At 38.9% G+C, this 15980-nt stretch carries 13 protein-coding genes and 1 tRNA gene; 5 read left to right on the top strand and 9 right to left on the bottom strand.

The window, feature by feature from the left end; genetic code table 11:
- The coding region (locus Q8907_04205) for a glycerol-3-phosphate dehydrogenase (protein MDP4273462.1) at positions 1 to 353 on the top strand (353 nt) is incomplete at its 5' end.
- An 85-nt stretch (positions 354 to 438) separates the two neighbouring features.
- Entirely contained in the window at positions 439 to 1785 is a 1347-nt protein-coding gene (locus Q8907_04200; GenBank protein ID MDP4273461.1) for a glucose-6-phosphate isomerase, read from the top strand.
- An 84-nt stretch (positions 1786 to 1869) separates the two neighbouring features.
- Here the strand turns inward: Q8907_04200 and Q8907_04195 are convergent, their stop codons facing one another.
- The gene (locus Q8907_04195; protein MDP4273460.1) at positions 1870 to 3225 is read right to left on the bottom strand and encodes a cyclic 2,3-diphosphoglycerate synthase; all 1356 of its coding nucleotides are present in this window, start codon (positions 3223 to 3225) and stop codon (positions 1870 to 1872) included.
- A 342-nt stretch (positions 3226 to 3567) separates the two neighbouring features.
- Between Q8907_04195 and Q8907_04190 the strand changes: the two genes are divergently transcribed.
- Positions 3568 to 4167, top strand: coding sequence for an ACP phosphodiesterase (locus Q8907_04190; GenBank protein MDP4273459.1), 600 nt, complete (start codon positions 3568 to 3570; stop codon positions 4165 to 4167).
- Here Q8907_04190 and rodA read toward each other — a convergent pair.
- The 6 genes from rodA to purH form a co-directional block, all read right to left on the bottom strand.
- Positions 4159 to 5592, bottom strand: a complete 1434-nt coding sequence (gene rodA / locus Q8907_04185; GenBank protein ID MDP4273458.1) for a rod shape-determining protein RodA — start codon at positions 5590 to 5592, stop codon at positions 4159 to 4161. The genes Q8907_04190 and rodA overlap by 9 nt on opposite strands.
- Positions 5576 to 7399 carry a penicillin-binding protein 2 gene (mrdA, locus tag Q8907_04180; protein ID MDP4273457.1) on the bottom strand — a complete coding sequence of 608 codons (1824 nt, stop codon included), beginning with the start codon at positions 7397 to 7399 and terminating at the stop codon, positions 5576 to 5578. The genes rodA and mrdA overlap by 17 nt, the downstream gene beginning before the upstream one ends.
- Position 7400: 1 nt before the next feature.
- A complete protein-coding gene (gene mreD, locus Q8907_04175; protein ID MDP4273456.1) occupies positions 7401 to 7907 on the bottom strand; it encodes a rod shape-determining protein MreD in 507 nt (168 codons plus the stop codon).
- On the bottom strand, positions 7900 to 8730 hold the full coding sequence (gene mreC, locus Q8907_04170; protein MDP4273455.1) for a rod shape-determining protein MreC: 831 nt from the start codon (positions 8728 to 8730) through the stop codon (positions 7900 to 7902). The genes mreD and mreC overlap by 8 nt, the downstream gene beginning before the upstream one ends.
- 187 nt (positions 8731 to 8917) lie before the next feature.
- On the bottom strand, positions 8918 to 9940 hold the full coding sequence (locus Q8907_04165; protein MDP4273454.1) for a rod shape-determining protein: 1023 nt from the start codon (positions 9938 to 9940) through the stop codon (positions 8918 to 8920).
- 17 nt (positions 9941 to 9957) lie between these two features.
- Entirely contained in the window at positions 9958 to 11484 is a 1527-nt protein-coding gene (gene purH, locus Q8907_04160) for a bifunctional phosphoribosylaminoimidazolecarboxamide formyltransferase/IMP cyclohydrolase (protein ID MDP4273453.1), read from the bottom strand.
- A 260-nt stretch (positions 11485 to 11744) separates the two neighbouring features.
- On the opposite strand from purH, the gene Q8907_04155 reads away from it, so the two are divergent.
- Complete coding sequence (locus Q8907_04155) at positions 11745 to 12995, top strand: ABC transporter permease (protein ID MDP4273452.1); 1251 nt, start codon at positions 11745 to 11747, stop codon at positions 12993 to 12995.
- Between the two features lie 2 nt (positions 12996 to 12997).
- Here Q8907_04155 and rsmA read toward each other — a convergent pair whose 3' ends face one another.
- On the bottom strand, positions 12998 to 13777 hold the full coding sequence (rsmA, locus tag Q8907_04150) for a 16S rRNA (adenine(1518)-N(6)/adenine(1519)-N(6))-dimethyltransferase RsmA (GenBank protein MDP4273451.1): 780 nt from the start codon (positions 13775 to 13777) through the stop codon (positions 12998 to 13000).
- 261 nt (positions 13778 to 14038) lie between these two features.
- Between rsmA and Q8907_04145 the strand changes: the two genes are divergently transcribed.
- Positions 14039 to 14111 (top strand) — tRNA-Lys (locus Q8907_04145).
- A 449-nt stretch (positions 14112 to 14560) separates the two neighbouring features.
- Here the strand turns inward: Q8907_04145 and gltX are convergent.
- On the bottom strand, positions 14561 to 15980 hold a 1420-nt coding region (gene gltX / locus Q8907_04140), incomplete at its 5' end, for a glutamate--tRNA ligase (protein ID MDP4273450.1).

Genomic DNA, 15980 nt, shown 5'->3' with positions numbered 1-15980 from the left:
CGGTGCTGGTTTCAAACGCCATCATGGAAATCAAACGGTTTCTGGATGAAACACATCCCGGGCACAGGATCATCAGCAGCTCGGCTTATCTGGGAGACCTGCTGGTGACCAGCTATTCCCAGTTCAGCCGCAACCGTACCTACGGCATGATGATTGGCAAAGGATATTCCGTTAAATCGGCCCAGCTTGAAATGAACATGGTGGCCGAAGGATATTATGCAGTGAAAAGCATAAAAGAAATTAACAAAAAATATAAAGTAAACATGCCCATCACCGATGCGGTTTACAATATTATCTATGAAAAAATCTCACCTGTTATTGAAATCAAACTACTTGCAGAAAAACTTCAATAAATTAACGCCCATGGGAAATAAGTAAAATTAAATACCTTTGTTGACTGAACTTAGTAATTGGATTTTTTAATATAACAGTAAAAATATGGAAAATTTAAAGCTGCACATTAACAATGTGTTCCCTTTTGTTCCTGAAGAAACCATTATGGGACAAGCCGGTGAGGTAGAAAAGCATGTGGCTGCATTGCACCATAAAACCGGAAAAGGAAACGATTTTATCGGTTGGATTAATCTTCCCTCCTCCATTACGGAAAAAGACCTGGCTGAAATTGAAGAAACCGCAAACAGCCTGAAAAACAAAATAGAAATACTGGTAGTTATAGGAATTGGCGGATCATACCTGGGCGCAAAAGCCGTTTCAGAAGCTCTGTCGAACAACTTCAACCACCTGCAGAAAAAACACAAGGCTCCCTTGTTGATCTTTGCCGGACAAAATATCGGAGAAGATTACATGAACGAACTGCTTGAGATCTTGGATAACAAATCATACGGCATCACCGTTATTTCAAAATCAGGCACAACTACTGAACCTTCCATTGCTTTCAGAATCTTGAAAGAACATCTGGAGAAAAAAGTTGGCAAGGATGAAGCTTCAAAACACATTATTGCCATCACCGATGCCAAGAGAGGTGCATTAAGAAAGCTGGCTACCGAAGAAGGTTACAAAACCTTTGTGATACCTGATGATGTTGGCGGCCGTTATTCCGTACTTACCCCTGTTGGTCTCGTTCCTTTGGCTATTGGAGGCTTCGATATCCGTCAGTTGGTTAATGGGGCTAAAGATATGGAAGCCTTGACCGGAGAAAACGTTAAATTCGAAGACAATCTTTCTGCCATCTATGCTGCAACCCGTAATGCCTTGTATGCAAAGGGAAAGAAAATTGAAATCCTGGTTAATTTCAATACCAAACTGGTTTACTTCTCCGAATGGTGGAAACAATTGTACGGTGAAAGCGAAGGCAAAGAAAATAAAGGCATTTATCCTTCAAGCGTTAACTTCACGGCAGACCTTCATTCCATGGGACAGTACATTCAACAGGGAGAACGTTCTTTGTTTGAAACCGTTATTTCTATTAAAGAACCCGACAGCAAAGCCGTTATTCCTTCTGACAAGGATAATCTTGACGGAATCAACTATCTGGCCGGTAAAAGAATTGACGAAGTAAACAAAATGGCCCAATTGGGTACACAAATTGCCCATGTTGAAGGCGGAGTGCCCAATATCCTGGTTGAAATTCCTAAACTGAATGAGTATTACCTTGGCCAGCTGATCTACTTCTTTGAAAAAGCTTGCGGCATCAGCGGTTATCTTTTGGGTGTCAACCCGTTTGACCAGCCCGGCGTTGAAGCTTATAAAAAGAACATGTTCGCCCTTCTTGAAAAACCCGGGTATGAAGAAGAAACAAAAAAGATTAAAGCTTATTTAAAGTAAACTTTGCAAAATCATATTTAAAAACCCGTCAGTTTTAATATTGACGGGTTTTTTCATTTCAAGAACGATTATAAAATTTGAGTTCTAAATTTCATTTCTCCTGGACAAATGGAATTTTTCAATAAAATCGTTGATCACCTCCTCCAGATCGGGTTTCCCGATTTCCTGCAAATCATAATATACCCTGGTTGATGGTTTCCTGATATTTATGATACGGTTCAGGTCAACGGGTGTGGAGACAATCACTGTATCACAATCTGCATTGTTGATGGTGGATTCCAGATCATGAAGCTGTTCATTTCCATATCCCATGGCAGGAAGCAGGGTGCCAATATTGGGATAAATGTTGAATGTTTCTTTTAACCGGCCAACGATATATGGACGTGGATCAACAAGTTGACTGGCACCGAATTTATAGGCAGCCATCACGCCGGCACCCCATTTCATCTCGCCATGAGTAAGCGTAGGGCCATCCTCAACCACCAAAACCCGCTTTCCACGGATCAATTCCTGATTTTCGACACGGACAGGAGATGCCGCATCAACCACAACAGCCTTGGGATTGACTTTCTGAATATTTTTTCGTACGGTCAGAATATTTTCCGGGGCGGACGAATCAATCTTGTTGATCACCACCACGTCGGCAATTCTCAAAGAAACTTCTCCAGGATAATAAAGTAATTCGTCCCCTGCCCGGAGCGGATCGGTAATCGTAATGGTCAGGTCGGGTTTGTAAAAAGGAAAATCGTTGTTGCCGCCATCCCAGACAATCACATCACAACCCCTTGGGTCATTTTCGGCGGCCCTTAAAATAGCCTCGTAATCCACTCCGGCATAAATAACATTTCCCCGGATCACGTGGGGTTCATATTCTTCCATCTCCTCGAGGGTGCACTGGTTTTTCTTCAAATCAGAAATCTCAGCAAAACGTTGTACTTTCTGGGCCACCAGGTTACCATAAGGCATAGGGTGACGTATGGCCACCACCCGTATTCCGGAATTCATCAATAATTCAATGATACGGCGTGAAGTTTGGCTTTTTCCGCAGCCTGTCCTTACTGCACAAACTGCAATAAGAGGTTTTTCACTTTTCAGCATGGTTTCCTTTGTCCCCAACAACATAAAATTGGCCCCGGCAGCATTCACAATGGCACTTACTCCCATTACCCTGGCATAGGGAACATCGCTGTATGAAAAAACACAATCACTCACATTATTTTCCCTGATCAGCTCAGGTAAATCAGATTCAGCATAAATTGGAATTCCATTGGGATATAAGGAACCTGCAAGCTCTGCCGGATATTTTCGGCCTTCAATATCCGGAATCTGATTAGCCGTAAATGCTACTACTATATATTCCGGATTGTTCCTGAAAAAGACATTGAAATTGTGAAAATCTCTTCCGGCTGCGCCAATAATGATTACCCTGCGTGTTTTCATAGTTTGGTTAGTTTTCGCTTATAAAGGTTTTAACATCAAATGTTTTAAGTTTTTAACTTACAAAATATTTTCTACAAGAACAATGATTTAAAACAGGGTGGCCAAGAACTAAATTTAAAGTTTCGGGTTTACAAAATCGAAAAATAACTATTAAAATTACATTTTAGAATATCAGGGACAGGGAAAATATGAAAATATAAAAATCGTTAAATAATGCAGAAAGCCTGCTAAAATTTTAGGATTTTCATCAGATAATACCTAATTTTAAAAAACAGGGGAACAAACAGGTTAATTAATGAAAAGACTTATTTTATAAGGCTTTTCAAGGTAAAAATTCCAGGTATGAACTTTTTAGCGCATATTTATCTATCAGGAGATTCAGACGAGCTGAAAATAGGCAATTTCGTCGGTGACTATGTGAAGGGAAGAGATTACGAAAAATACCCTTTACAAATCAAAAATGGAATTATTTTGCACCGGAATATCGACAGCTATACCGATAATCATCCAGTAGTGAAATTAAGCAAAGCACATTTTATTACACGTTATCACAAGTTTTCAGGTGTAATTGTTGACATTTTGTATGATCACTTTCTGGCAAAAGATTGGGATCGTTTCTCTGATCAGCCTTTGCATGAGTTTCTCCAGGATTTTCACCAACTGATTATTGAACACTCCGACATTTTGCCCATTGGAGTCAAGTCTATTTTGCCTTTTTTCATCCTCGACAACTGGGTAGATACCTATCTGACTATTGAAGGGATTGAAAAAATTTTCATCCTGATGTCCAAAAACACCTCACTCCCTTATGAGAATAATTATGCGGTTGAAGTGTTAAAAAATAACTATGAGGCTCTCCGCAAAGAATTTTATGAATTCTTTCCACAGATAATAAAATATGTAGAAGAAAAAAATCAGATCAAAATAAGAGGGTTACATTAGCAAATCGAACCTGCTGGCATCCATCCGGATAAAAATGAACAACATGACGGTAAATGACCAGAGGGAAGAACCTCCATAACTAAAAAAGGGCAAGGGGATACCAATAACCGGCATAATACCAATTGTCATACCCACATTCACGATGAGATGAAAGAAAAGCACTGCCGCAAGGCCATATCCATAAGTACGGCTAAATGTAGAGCGCTGTCGTTCAGCCAGATAAATAATTCTTAGCAGAAGGGAGAGGAAAAGGCCAATTACCACAAAGGTTCCAACAAATCCCCATTCTTCACCTACAGTGCAAAAAATAAAATCGGTACTTTGCTCAGGGACAAAATTGTATTTGGTTTGAGTTCCTTTTAAAAATCCTTTACCCAATAATCCACCCGATCCAATCGCAATTTGCGATTGATTTACATTATAGCCTACTCCCTGAGGATCGGTTTCCCTTCCTAATAAAATATTGACCCTTTGACGCTGATGTTCTTCCAAAATATTGTTAAATACAAAATCCACAGAATAGGTAAAAGCTATAGAACCCAAAAGAACAGACAAAATCAGAACTGCATTAGGTATCTTATCTTTTAAAGCCAGAATCAAATACCAAATACCAGAAAAGCCAAGAGCAATCAGTACAATAAAATAAGTTTCAATATTTAAAGAAAAAAACCAGTCTAATCCCCATAAAATGGCAAAAAGACCCCCGCCGATAATCAGGGCATTAAAAGTCCATTTTTTCTTTGGGCTGATAATAAAAAATACAAGGGCGGCAATTCCAATAAGAACCAGGATGATAAATAGTTTTTCGGCAACCAGGGAGAAGATGAAAAGGGTAACGATCATCAGGCCTAATAACAAAAAACTTCCATTCATTCCTTCCCGGTATAAAACCAGGCTAAAAATCAGAAACACCAGGGCACTACCTGTATCAGGCTGCAAAAGAATCAGAAATGCCGGAGTCAGGATAATTGCAAAAGGAATATAAAGGGATTTAAAATTATCCAGTTTTACATTAAACTTGCTCAAATATTTGGATAAAGCCAGACAAGTCCCGACTTTAGCAAATTCCGAGGGTTGGAACTGAAAACCGCCCAATCCGAACCAGGAGCGCGCGCCATTTACCTTTGTTCCCAGCACCAGCACCGCCATCAGGAGAAAGATGGAAATGCCATAAATAGCGTAGGAAAAGAAAGAAAAGAACTTGATGTCAATAATAAATATGGCCATAGCCAACGCACAAGCAGCCAGTATCCACAGAGCCTGCTTGCCATATCGCTGGGAAAAGTCCAATATATTTTGATGATGGTCATTAAACACCGCTGCATAGATATTTATCCATCCGATAAAGACCAAGAGCAAAAACAGAATAATGGTCATCCTATCTGCATTTGCCCAAATAGTTTTATTTTCAACGTTCTGGTCCATATTCGATTTTAGTTTTAAGAAGCCAGTCCTCAAGATATTGACGTTTAATGGCATGGGTGAGATATTTTTCAATCATCAGGCTGGCAATTGGTGCAGCATAAGTAGCACCAAATCCCGCATTTTCAATATATACAGCGATTGCAATTTTAGGGTGGTCCTTGGGTGCAAAAGCGATAAAAATGGAATGGTCTTTCCCATGGGGATTTTGGGCTGTACCGGTTTTCCCGCAAACCGTGATCCCGTCAATATGTGCTATATAGCTTGTACCTCCGGCATTTACCGAGGCATCCATACCCTGAACAATGGGTTCAAAATACATAGGATTAATTGCAGTATTATGACGGATTTTAAATTTAGGATCTATATCCGGTTGCCCCTGTACACTTTTAATAATATGGGGAGGATAATAAAAACCTCTGTTCGCCATTATTGCAGCCACATTGCAATTTTGCAAAGGAGTTATTCCCAGTTCGCCCTGTCCAATAGCCAATGAAATAACCGTCAGGGAATGCCAGCCATGTACTCCGAAATATTTATCATAATATCTGGAAGAAGGGACATTACCCGAAAGCTCATTGGGCAAATCACTTTCAATTTTTTTCCCTAAACCGAACGACATAACGTAATTACGCCAGGTATTGAAATTGGATTTGGTATCGCCCAATTGGTGGTTATCGATGATCCTCCTGAATACATTACAAAAATAGGCATTACAGGAATTCTGTATAGCCTGAGGCAGATTAAGAGGCGAAACATGCGGATGGCAAGCTACTGTAAAATTCCCCACATGATATCCCCTGCTACAACTAAACTCTGTACCCGGAACAATTACCCCTTCCTGTAAACCGATCAAACCATTAATCATTTTAAAGGTAGAACCGGGAGGATATTTGGCCATCAATGCCCGGTTAAACAAGGGTTTACTGGGATCGCGCATTAAGTCAACATAATTTACGGTACGTTTTCTGCCAACCAATAAAGAAGGGTCATAAGAAGGCGAAGTCACTAAGGACAAAATTTCCCCTGAGGAAGGTTCAATAGCCACAATACTACCCCGGTAATTGGCCATTAATTTTTCCCCATAAGCTTGTAAATCTTCATCAATGGTTGAAGTAAGATTATTTCCGGCCAGGGCTATTGTATCAAAACGTCCGTTTTGAAAAGGACCTTTTATCCGGTTGTGCACATCAACGATATAAATATTTACTCCTTTACGCCCCCGCAAATAGTACTCATAAGATTTTTCAATTCCGCTTATGCCGATATAATCACCCATATGATAATAGGTTGATTTTTTAATGACATTTTCATTTACTTCACCCACATATCCCAATATAGCAGCCGCTATTTTTGCAGGATAAACGCGCAAAGTTCTGGGTTGTACGTAAAATCCGGGGAATTTAAACAACCGTTCCTGCAAAACTGCAAAAGCTTCAGGAGAAACCTGTTTCAGGAAAATCGAAGGTTTATATTTTGAATAATCTTTGGCTGCCTGTATGGCATCTCTGGCCTGCTGTACCGGAATATCCAAAATTGAGCATAATTCTGTGGTATCAAAACGGGTTAACTGCCAGGGATTCACCATAAGATCGTAGGCTATTTCGTTATAAACCAAAACCTTACCATTCCTGTCATAAATAATTCCACGCGAGGGATATTGGATAATAAAACGCCTGGAAATATTTTCAGCAGACAATTTATATGAGGTATCAATTACCTGAATATATAAAAGTCTGGCCAGAAGAATTACACTGAAAAGAACAAACAGCGAACCAATAATATATTTTCTAACGGCATAATGATTCATCTTACCGCCTAAAGATAAAATACTGACTTACAACAATTAACAATATACTGCAAACACTACTGATTAGAACACGTAGTAAAATATCAAGAATATAAGCAAAACTAAAAGCTTCAAATAAGAACAGGAAAAAATGATGTGCCAGCACCAGCAATAGGGTGTACTTTAAAAACCATCCTAATCCATACTGCTTTAAAACCGGAAGGGTACCTTCTCCATATCCGTCACGGGGAGCAATCATTTTTAAAACATAAGGTCTTAAAAAGGCCATCAACACAGTTGCCGAAGTATGCAATCCCAGGGTATTGGTAAAAATATCCATGGTGAATCCCAAAATAAACCCAAATATCAAAAGCAACCAATCGGCTGTATTGAAAGGCAGGAGTAAAAGAAATAGCACATAGAAATAGGGATTGATATAACCACTCAATTGAATATTTTGAACAATCAGTAGTTGTATCAGCAATATAACAACAAAATACAATAAATATTTGGGAATCAATTTAATCATGCTGTGTAACCTGTTTTTCAATATTTTGTTGTTCCTGTTTCATTAAATTTCTAACAAGAATAACATGATTCAAATTTTTAAAATCAACAGCTAATTTAACCTTAATATTATAAAAAGTACCTCCAGCTTTGTTGTAATTAGATATTGTACCAATTATGATACCTTGGGGGAAAATAGTTGAGTATCCGCTGGTAACAATGGTATCGCCTGCCCTGATTTTTACATGCTGGGGAATATCATTTAAAAAGGCATGTTCAAAATCTTCGCCACTCCAGCTAAGGGAACCGAAATATCCATTTTTCTTAATTTGTGCACTGACCTTTAAATCACGATTAAGTACAGAAACCACTACAGAAAAATTCTTTGAAACTGCATCAACCACACCAACCACACCACTAGAACAGATAACCCCCATCTCCTGGCCTACATCCTGTTTCAATCCCTTGTCAATTGTGATATAATTAAACTGCTTATTAACGGAATTATTTACTACTTTGGCAGAAATGTACTGGTATTTCTGATGAAAAACCGTATCATGAACACTAAAAATATCATAATTATCCCTAATATAAGAACTTTTCAGACTATTCATCAGCCGTGCATTTTCTTTTGTCAGTTCCAGGTTAGCCTTGCGTAAAGAAAAATATTCTTCAATGCCTGCTTCTTTCTGATAAAAATAACCTGCTATTCCTTTTAGGACATTAACCACACTTGCCTTTTGAAAATCGTTTTGATTCACCAGTAAGGAAATGGAAAACGATTCAATAATCAGAAACAGAATAATAAAATGATATTTTAAAATAAACCTTAATAAATTCTTCATGCTAAACCAATTAATTTTACTAAGGTAAACAAACTTTCATGACCATAATATACTAATTACCAATAATTTGGTTAAACCCGCCTTAGAAATATATTCAGAAATCAGATCTCAGGGCATATAAAAAGCAAAGGAAATTTCATCGTTACAGGAATTTCCCATGTTTTTTATTAAAATTCAGTTTTAGAATTTACCTCATCAGGAAGTTAAATCTACCGATATTTTTCAGTGCAACACCTGTACCCCGGGCAACAGCATGCAAAGGATCTTCTGCCACATGGAAAGGGATATTAATTTTATCGGTAAGCCTTTTATCCAGCCCTCTGAGCAATGCCCCTCCACCGCTAAGGAATATTCCCTTGGTAACGATATCTGCATATAATTCAGGGGGAGTTTGTTCAAGTACTCCCAAAACAGCGGATTCTATTTTTGAAATAGATTTATCAAGGCAATGGGCTATTTCCTGATATGAAATTGGAATCTCAATAGGCATGGCCGTCATCAGATTAGGGCCTCTGACCACAAAGTCGCTGGGTGGATTTGCAATTTCGGGTAAAGCAGAGCCCACATTGATCTTAATATCTTCTGCTGTCCGTTCCCCGATTTTAATATTGTGCTGATGGCGCATATAGGCCTGGATGTCGGCAGTAAAACCATCACCGGCTATACGGATACTCTTGTTGCAGACTATACCGCCCAGAGCAATAACTGCTATTTCTGTTGTTCCACCGCCAATATCAACAACCATGCTTCCCTCAGGGGCTTCCACATCAAGGCCTATTCCAATAGCGGCAGCCATTGGTTCAAAGATCAGGTATACATCACGCCCGCCGGCATGTTCAGAGGAATCCCGCACAGCCCTCACTTCTACTTCAGTACTTCCGGAAGGAATACAAACAACCATCCTTAAAGAAGGGGTGAACAACTGCTGCTTGTTGTTAATCATCTTAATCATCCCCCGAATCATTTGCTCAGCAGCATTAAAATCGGCGATTACCCCATCGCGCAAGGGGCGGATAGTTTTTATATTTTCGTGCGTCTTGCCATGCATCTGACGTGCTTCTTCACCAATAGCAATCAGTTTTCCCGTGGTTTGATCTATAGCAACTATTGAAGGTTCATCTACTACAATTTTATCGTTATGTGTGATAATCGTATTAGCAGTACCTAAATCAATTGCAATTTCCTGAGTTAAAAAAGAAAACAATCCCATAAGAACAAAAAATATAATTAATGTTTAAAGTGTCGGATATGAGTAAATACCAAAGCCATATCATTTTTTTCACAAAAATCAATAGACTCCTTATCCCGAATAGAACCTCCGGGTTCTATCACAGCGGTTATTCCTGCCTGATGAGCGATTTGAACACAATCGCCAAAAGGGAAATAAGCATCAGATGCCATTACTGCTCCTTGAAGGGAGAAATGAAAGGCTTCAGCCTTTGTTATAGCCTGCTTTAAAGCATCGACCCTGGAAGTTTGGCCTACACCACTGGAAATAAGTTGTTTGTTTTTAGCCAAAACTATGGCATTTGACTTAGTATGTTTTACAATCTTATTGGCAAACTCCATATCCACGATTTCCTGTTTTGAAGCATGTTTCGAAGTAACCGTTTCCATATCGGCTTCATGCTCGACATTCAAGTCCCTGTCCTGTGCAATTACGCCATTCAGCAAAGATTTGAATTGCTTTTTGGGGAAGTTTGTATCTTTTTCAACCAAAATGATACGGTTTTTCTTCTCTTTCAGGATTTCCAAGGCTTCCTTTTCATAATCCGGAGCAATTATTACTTCAAAGAACAGCTTATTGATCTCTCCGGCAGTTTCCTTGTCAATTTTTACGTTAGTAATAAAAACTCCACCAAAAGCCGAAACCGGGTCACCGGCCAAAGCATCTTTCCAGGCATCAATCAATTTTTCGCGTGAAGCTAATCCACAAGCATTGTTGTGTTTTAAAATGGCAAAGGTGGTTTCGTCAAAATCTGAAATTAAATTCACCGCAGCATCAATATCCTGCAAATTGTTGTAAGATATCTCCTTGCCGTGTAATTGATCAAAAAGGGAATCAAAATCACCAAAAAACACACCCTGCTGATGAGGATTTTCGCCATAACGCAATTCTTTACGCTTGGTAATGCTCTGTTTAAAGACAGCCTTATTTATATCCCCGTTAAAATAATTAAAAATTGCAGTATCATAATTAGAGGTGTTGTCAAAAGCATCACAAGCCAACTTCTTCCTTTCTTCAAGGGAAACTTCACCATTTCCTTCGTTGAGTATTTGAAGCAACTCTTCATATTGATTTCTTGAAGAAATAATGGTTACATCCTTAAAATTTTTAGCTGCTGCACGGATCAAAGAAATTCCGCCTATATCAATTTTCTCGATGATTTCCTGTTCTTCTGCTCCCGAAGCAACTGTATCTTCAAAAGGATAAAGGTCAACAATAACCAGGTCAATTTCAGGAATTAAAAATTGTTTGAGTTGATTTTTATCAGAAGCATTGTCCCTGCGTGCAAGAATACCTCCAAAAATTTTGGGGTGCAGGGTCTTCACTCTCCCACCTAAAATTGCAGGATAAGAAGTCAATTCTTCAACCGGTGTAACTTCTATCCCTAATTTCTCAATAAATTCCTGTGTGCCACCGGTGGAATATATTTTTATTCCCAACTCATGAAGTTTTTTAACTACTGCATCGAGTTTATCCTTGTGATACACCGAAATAAGAGCTGTGTTTATCTTTTTCAAATTACTCATTTACAAATATTTAATTTTCGCAGCAAAGTTATTAAAAAGTTATAAATATTAATTACTTTTAACCATAGAAAAGCAGGTATAATTATTTTTAATCATTTAATGATCTTGAATACAAATCATAAAAACAATCCGGCATCATTCGTCAGTTCAAAAATAATCTGAAAAGAGATTTTCTTTTTTGCTTATCTTTCACTTATTTAGCTTAAAAATGAGAATGGAAATACAAAAATGACTGCAAATATATATTCAAATTAGATAATATGCTGTTTTTTAATATACTAAAAGAAAGTTTTTTATTTGCCTATAGTTCGGTAATGGCCAATAAACTACGTACCTTACTTACTCTTTTGGGCATTACCATTGGGATATTTGCCCTGATATCGGTATTTACCGTACTTGATTCCATGGAAAATAATATCCGTACAAGCATTTCGGGTTTGGGAAATGACATTGTCTATATTCAAAAATGGCCCTGGTCATTTAGTCACGATTATCCCTGGTGGAAATATATGAAACGGCCAATCCCAAAATTATCCGATTATAAGGAAATTCAACGCCGTTCTTTATTTGCCCAATCATTTTGTTTTTCGGCAGCCACTTCAACCCTGGTAAAATACGGGAAAAATACAGCCGACAATATTGTTGTCTGGGGAAACTCGCACGAATTTCAGAACATCAGATCTTTTGAAATAGAAAAAGGGAGATATTTTTCGCCTTTCGAATCAGAAAATGGAAGACCCTGTGCTATCATAGGCAATGACCTGGCTGCTAATCTGTTCAAGAATGAAAACCCTTTGGGCAAAGAGTTAAAAATTATGGGCAGGAAAGTCACTATTCTAGGAATAGCAAAAAAAGAAGGTGAATTTGCCCCTGGTGGAACCAGCCTGGATAATACGGTACTGCTCCCCATCAATTATATGCGCAATTTATATGATATACGAAATGAAGACCTGCAGCCCTTTATTATGGTAAAAGCAAAAGCCGGGGTCAGCACTCCTCAGCTTATTGACGAACTGACGGGAATCATGCGGTCCATTCACAGGTTAAGGCCCGGTCAGGACGATGACTTTGCCTTAAACCAGGCAAGCATTATCAGCCAGGGGATTAATTCCATTTTTTTGGTGATTGATATAGCAGGGGGGATTATTGGCGGATTCTCCATTTTAGTGGGAGGATTTGGCATAGCCAATATCATGTTTGTTTCGGTGAGGGAACGAATCAATATCATTGGAATTCAAAAGGCCCTGGGTGCCAAAAAACTGTTTATCCTGATGCAGTTTCTTTATGAAGCAGCCATACTGGCTCTGGCCGGTGGCATAATTGGATTGTTTTTTGTATTTCTTGGAGCCTTAGCCTTAACAAAGGGGGCTGATTTTCATGTTACACTTTCCTTGCTGAATATCATCAAAGGCCTGGCCATTTCGCTTGTAATCGGCATAGTCTCAGGTTTTGCGCCGGCTTATTCGGCTGCACAGCTTAATCCAGTGGAAGCCATCAATACAAACATCTAAAATCAGGCAGAAAGCTGATTTTCAATTGCAGAAGTCAGGTATATAAACTGTGCTACGGATAACTGTTCTGGCCTTTTCTTCAATATTTCCGGCTCAAACAAGGGATCGTCAATAATGCTCCGCAAGGAATTGCGCAATGTTTTTCTTCTCTGGTTGAAGCCGGTCTTTACTACCCTTAGGAATAAAGCTTCATCACAGGGAAGCTTCTTTACCTGGTTGCGCACAAGCCTTATCACAGCCGATTTTACCTTTGGTGGAGGGCTGAAAACCTGCTCCCCTACCGTAAACAAATAGTCTATATCGTAAAAGGCCTGTAGCAGCACACTCAGGATTCCATATTGCTTGTTCCCTTCGCCGGATGATATCCGCTCTGCAACTTCCTTTTGTATCATGCAGACTACTTCCTTTACAAGGTTTTTATTTTCTATAATCCTGAAAAAAATCTGGCTGGAAATGTTGTACGGGAAATTCCCGATTATTCCAAGCGGTTCTGTAAAATATTCAGGAAAATCGAATTTTAAAAAGTCCTGATAAATCAACTTTTCGCCCAAGGCAGGAAATGCTTCTTCCAAATATACCACCGATTCACGATCGATTTCAATCAGGTAGGTTTCAAATTCCTTGCGTTCCAGTAGGAATTGAGTCAATACTCCCATGCCCGGCCCGATTTCCAGTACCTTTTTCATCCCTTCAGCCCGTAAACTCTCCACTATCTTTTGGGCAATATTTTTATCTTTCAGGAAATGCTGGCCAAGACTCTTCTTGGGTTTTACATAAGGCATAATAATGTATTATTAGTCGACTTTTATTGTACAAATGTACCAAAGAAATTTTCAGTAAAACAATCTTATTGCCAATTCCCTTATTTGAAACTACATTTCTTATTCTACCTGATGGCTAATGAGCCCTTAATTAAAAACCGAATGGAAACCTTTGTAAAACGGTACTTTAGCTGATATTTTTTTAAATCATTTAAAAAAACGTTAAAAAGAAATGGGAAATTAAATGTAAATGTATATTTTTGCAGTCCCAAAAACAATTACCGGTCCTTAGCTCAGCTGGTAGAGCACGTGACTCTTAATCTCGGGGTCGAGGGTTCGAGTCCCTCAGGACCGACAAAAAGGGCTGTTCAAAAACAGCCCTTTTTTCATACACCTAATTTTATATTTTCAATTTTTATATTCAGGATAATTATTGGAAGCACCATTAAACTTCGTATTTTGTATTTAATCAGCTTCGTCATTGCCGTAGGCTTCAATCAAATATTGGGTATAATTTTAAGATGCTAAACTTAGGCTAAAGCCCAAGAAATATCTTAATATCATCAGAATCCGTCAGCTGAAGCTGACAGCAATGAAAGACAAAATTCAGGAGAAGGAAAGCTATATTAATTTTCCAAACCTGTTAGGTTTTATCCTCAAGATTTGACTTCTGACCCAGAAATATGATTAACGGAAAAGCTATCAATGATAAATTTCAAGTAGAATATTCCTTTTGACAACTTATGATAATACGAAAAGAGACTGTCCTTTATGGACAGCCCCTGTTTTTATTTGGCTAAGACCTTATTTTATAAGAGATACAGCGGTTTCAATACGTGCGAGTACTTCTTCCTTACCCAGCAATACCATCATGGTGACCATATCCGGGCCAATTCCCTTGCCAACAAGGGCCAGCCTCAGGGCATTCATGACAACGCCCATGCCCAGTTGCTTTTCTTCAAGGAATAAATGAACCGTTTTTTCGATTTCTTCATGATTGAAATCAGCAATTGTGGATAAACGTTTGCCAAGTTCCGTTAAATCAGAGGGAGAATCAGCTTTCCATCTTTTTTTAATGGTTGCCGGATCATAATTTTGAGGCACCTGAAAGAAAAAATAACCATTATCCCAAAGCTCTTTTACAAAATTTACCCTTTCTTTGATGACATGACAAACTTTCATCACGTAATCAAAAGGACTTTGAATCCCTTTCTCCTCTAAAACCGGAACGAAAAGTCTTGCCAGTTCTTCATCATCCTGCATGCGCAGATATTGCTGGTTAAACCATTTGGCCTTCTCCAGGTCAAACCGCGAACCTGCTTTATGTACCTTTTCGATGGAGAAGATATCTTCCAGTTCTTTCATGGAAAATACTTCCTGTTCGGTACCGGGGTTCCATCCCAGCAAAGCCAGCATATTGACAAAGGCCTGAGGGAAATAGCCCGATTCCCGATAGCCGGATGAAATTTCACCAGATTTTGGATCAACCCACTGTAAAGGAAAAACGGGAAAACCAAGACGGTCGCCATCGCGTTTGCTCAATTTTCCTTTACCGTCGGGTTTGAGAAGTAAGGGCAAATGCGCAAATTCAGGCATATCTTTCTCCCAACCAAAAGCACGATAAAGCATCACGTGCAGGGGCAATGAAGGTAACCATTCCTCTCCCCTGATAACATGGGAAATCTTCATCAAATAATCGTCTACGACATTGGCCAGATGGTAGGTAGGCATCCCGTCCGACTTAAAAAGGACCTTGTCGTCAAGGGTTGAAGTATTTACGGTAACCCACTCACGGATAATGTCGTGTACTTTCAATTCCTCGTTTTCCGGCATTTTAAAACGGATTACGTAAGGTTCATTACCGGCCAGTTTTTTTTCTACATCTTCTTTAGAAAGGGTAAGTGAGTTTTTCATCTTCATCCTCACCTGGGCCGAATAACTTGTATTTTTGGCCTTCGCAGCCTCCAGCTCTTTGCGCAAAGCTTCCAGTTCTTCAGCAGTATCAAAGGCATAATAAGCAAAGCCTTTAGCCACAAGTTCTTCTGCATATTTTTTATAAATTGGCTTCCTCTCCGACTGGCGATAAGGAGCATGTTCCCCGCCGACAGTAACGCCTTCATCAACCTTTATTCCGCACCATTTTAATGATTCGATAATATAATCTTCGGCACCGGGAACATACCTATGTTGATCGGTATCTTCTATCCTTAATAAAAAATCACCG

Source organism: Bacteroidota bacterium (assembly GCA_030706565.1).
Classification (GTDB): domain Bacteria; phylum Bacteroidota; class Bacteroidia; order Bacteroidales; family JAUZOH01; genus JAUZOH01.
This window is presented reverse-complemented; position numbering and strand designations above follow the sequence as displayed.

Excerpts from the sequence above, each read along its gene's own strand:
- mrdA (MDP4273457.1), bottom strand. The coding sequence starts at position 7,399 with ATGAATCATTATGCCGTTAGAAAATATATTATTGGTTCGCTGTTTGTT.
- Q8907_04165 (MDP4273454.1), bottom strand. The coding sequence starts at position 9,940 with ATGGGATTGTTTTCTTTTTTAACTCAGGAAATTGCAATTGATTTAGGT.
- Q8907_04200 (MDP4273461.1), top strand. The coding sequence starts at position 439 with ATGGAAAATTTAAAGCTGCACATTAACAATGTGTTCCCTTTTGTTCCT.
- mreD (MDP4273456.1), bottom strand. The coding sequence starts at position 7,907 with ATGATTAAATTGATTCCCAAATATTTATTGTATTTTGTTGTTATATTG.
- rsmA (MDP4273451.1), bottom strand. The coding sequence starts at position 13,777 with ATGCCTTATGTAAAACCCAAGAAGAGTCTTGGCCAGCATTTCCTGAAA.
- Q8907_04190 (MDP4273459.1), top strand. The coding sequence starts at position 3,568 with ATGAACTTTTTAGCGCATATTTATCTATCAGGAGATTCAGACGAGCTG.
- rodA (MDP4273458.1), bottom strand. The coding sequence starts at position 5,592 with ATGGACCAGAACGTTGAAAATAAAACTATTTGGGCAAATGCAGATAGG.
- purH (MDP4273453.1), bottom strand. The coding sequence starts at position 11,484 with ATGAGTAATTTGAAAAAGATAAACACAGCTCTTATTTCGGTGTATCAC.
- Q8907_04155 (MDP4273452.1), top strand. The coding sequence starts at position 11,745 with ATGCTGTTTTTTAATATACTAAAAGAAAGTTTTTTATTTGCCTATAGT.
- mreC (MDP4273455.1), bottom strand. The coding sequence starts at position 8,730 with ATGAAGAATTTATTAAGGTTTATTTTAAAATATCATTTTATTATTCTG.
- Q8907_04195 (MDP4273460.1), bottom strand. The coding sequence starts at position 3,225 with ATGAAAACACGCAGGGTAATCATTATTGGCGCAGCCGGAAGAGATTTT.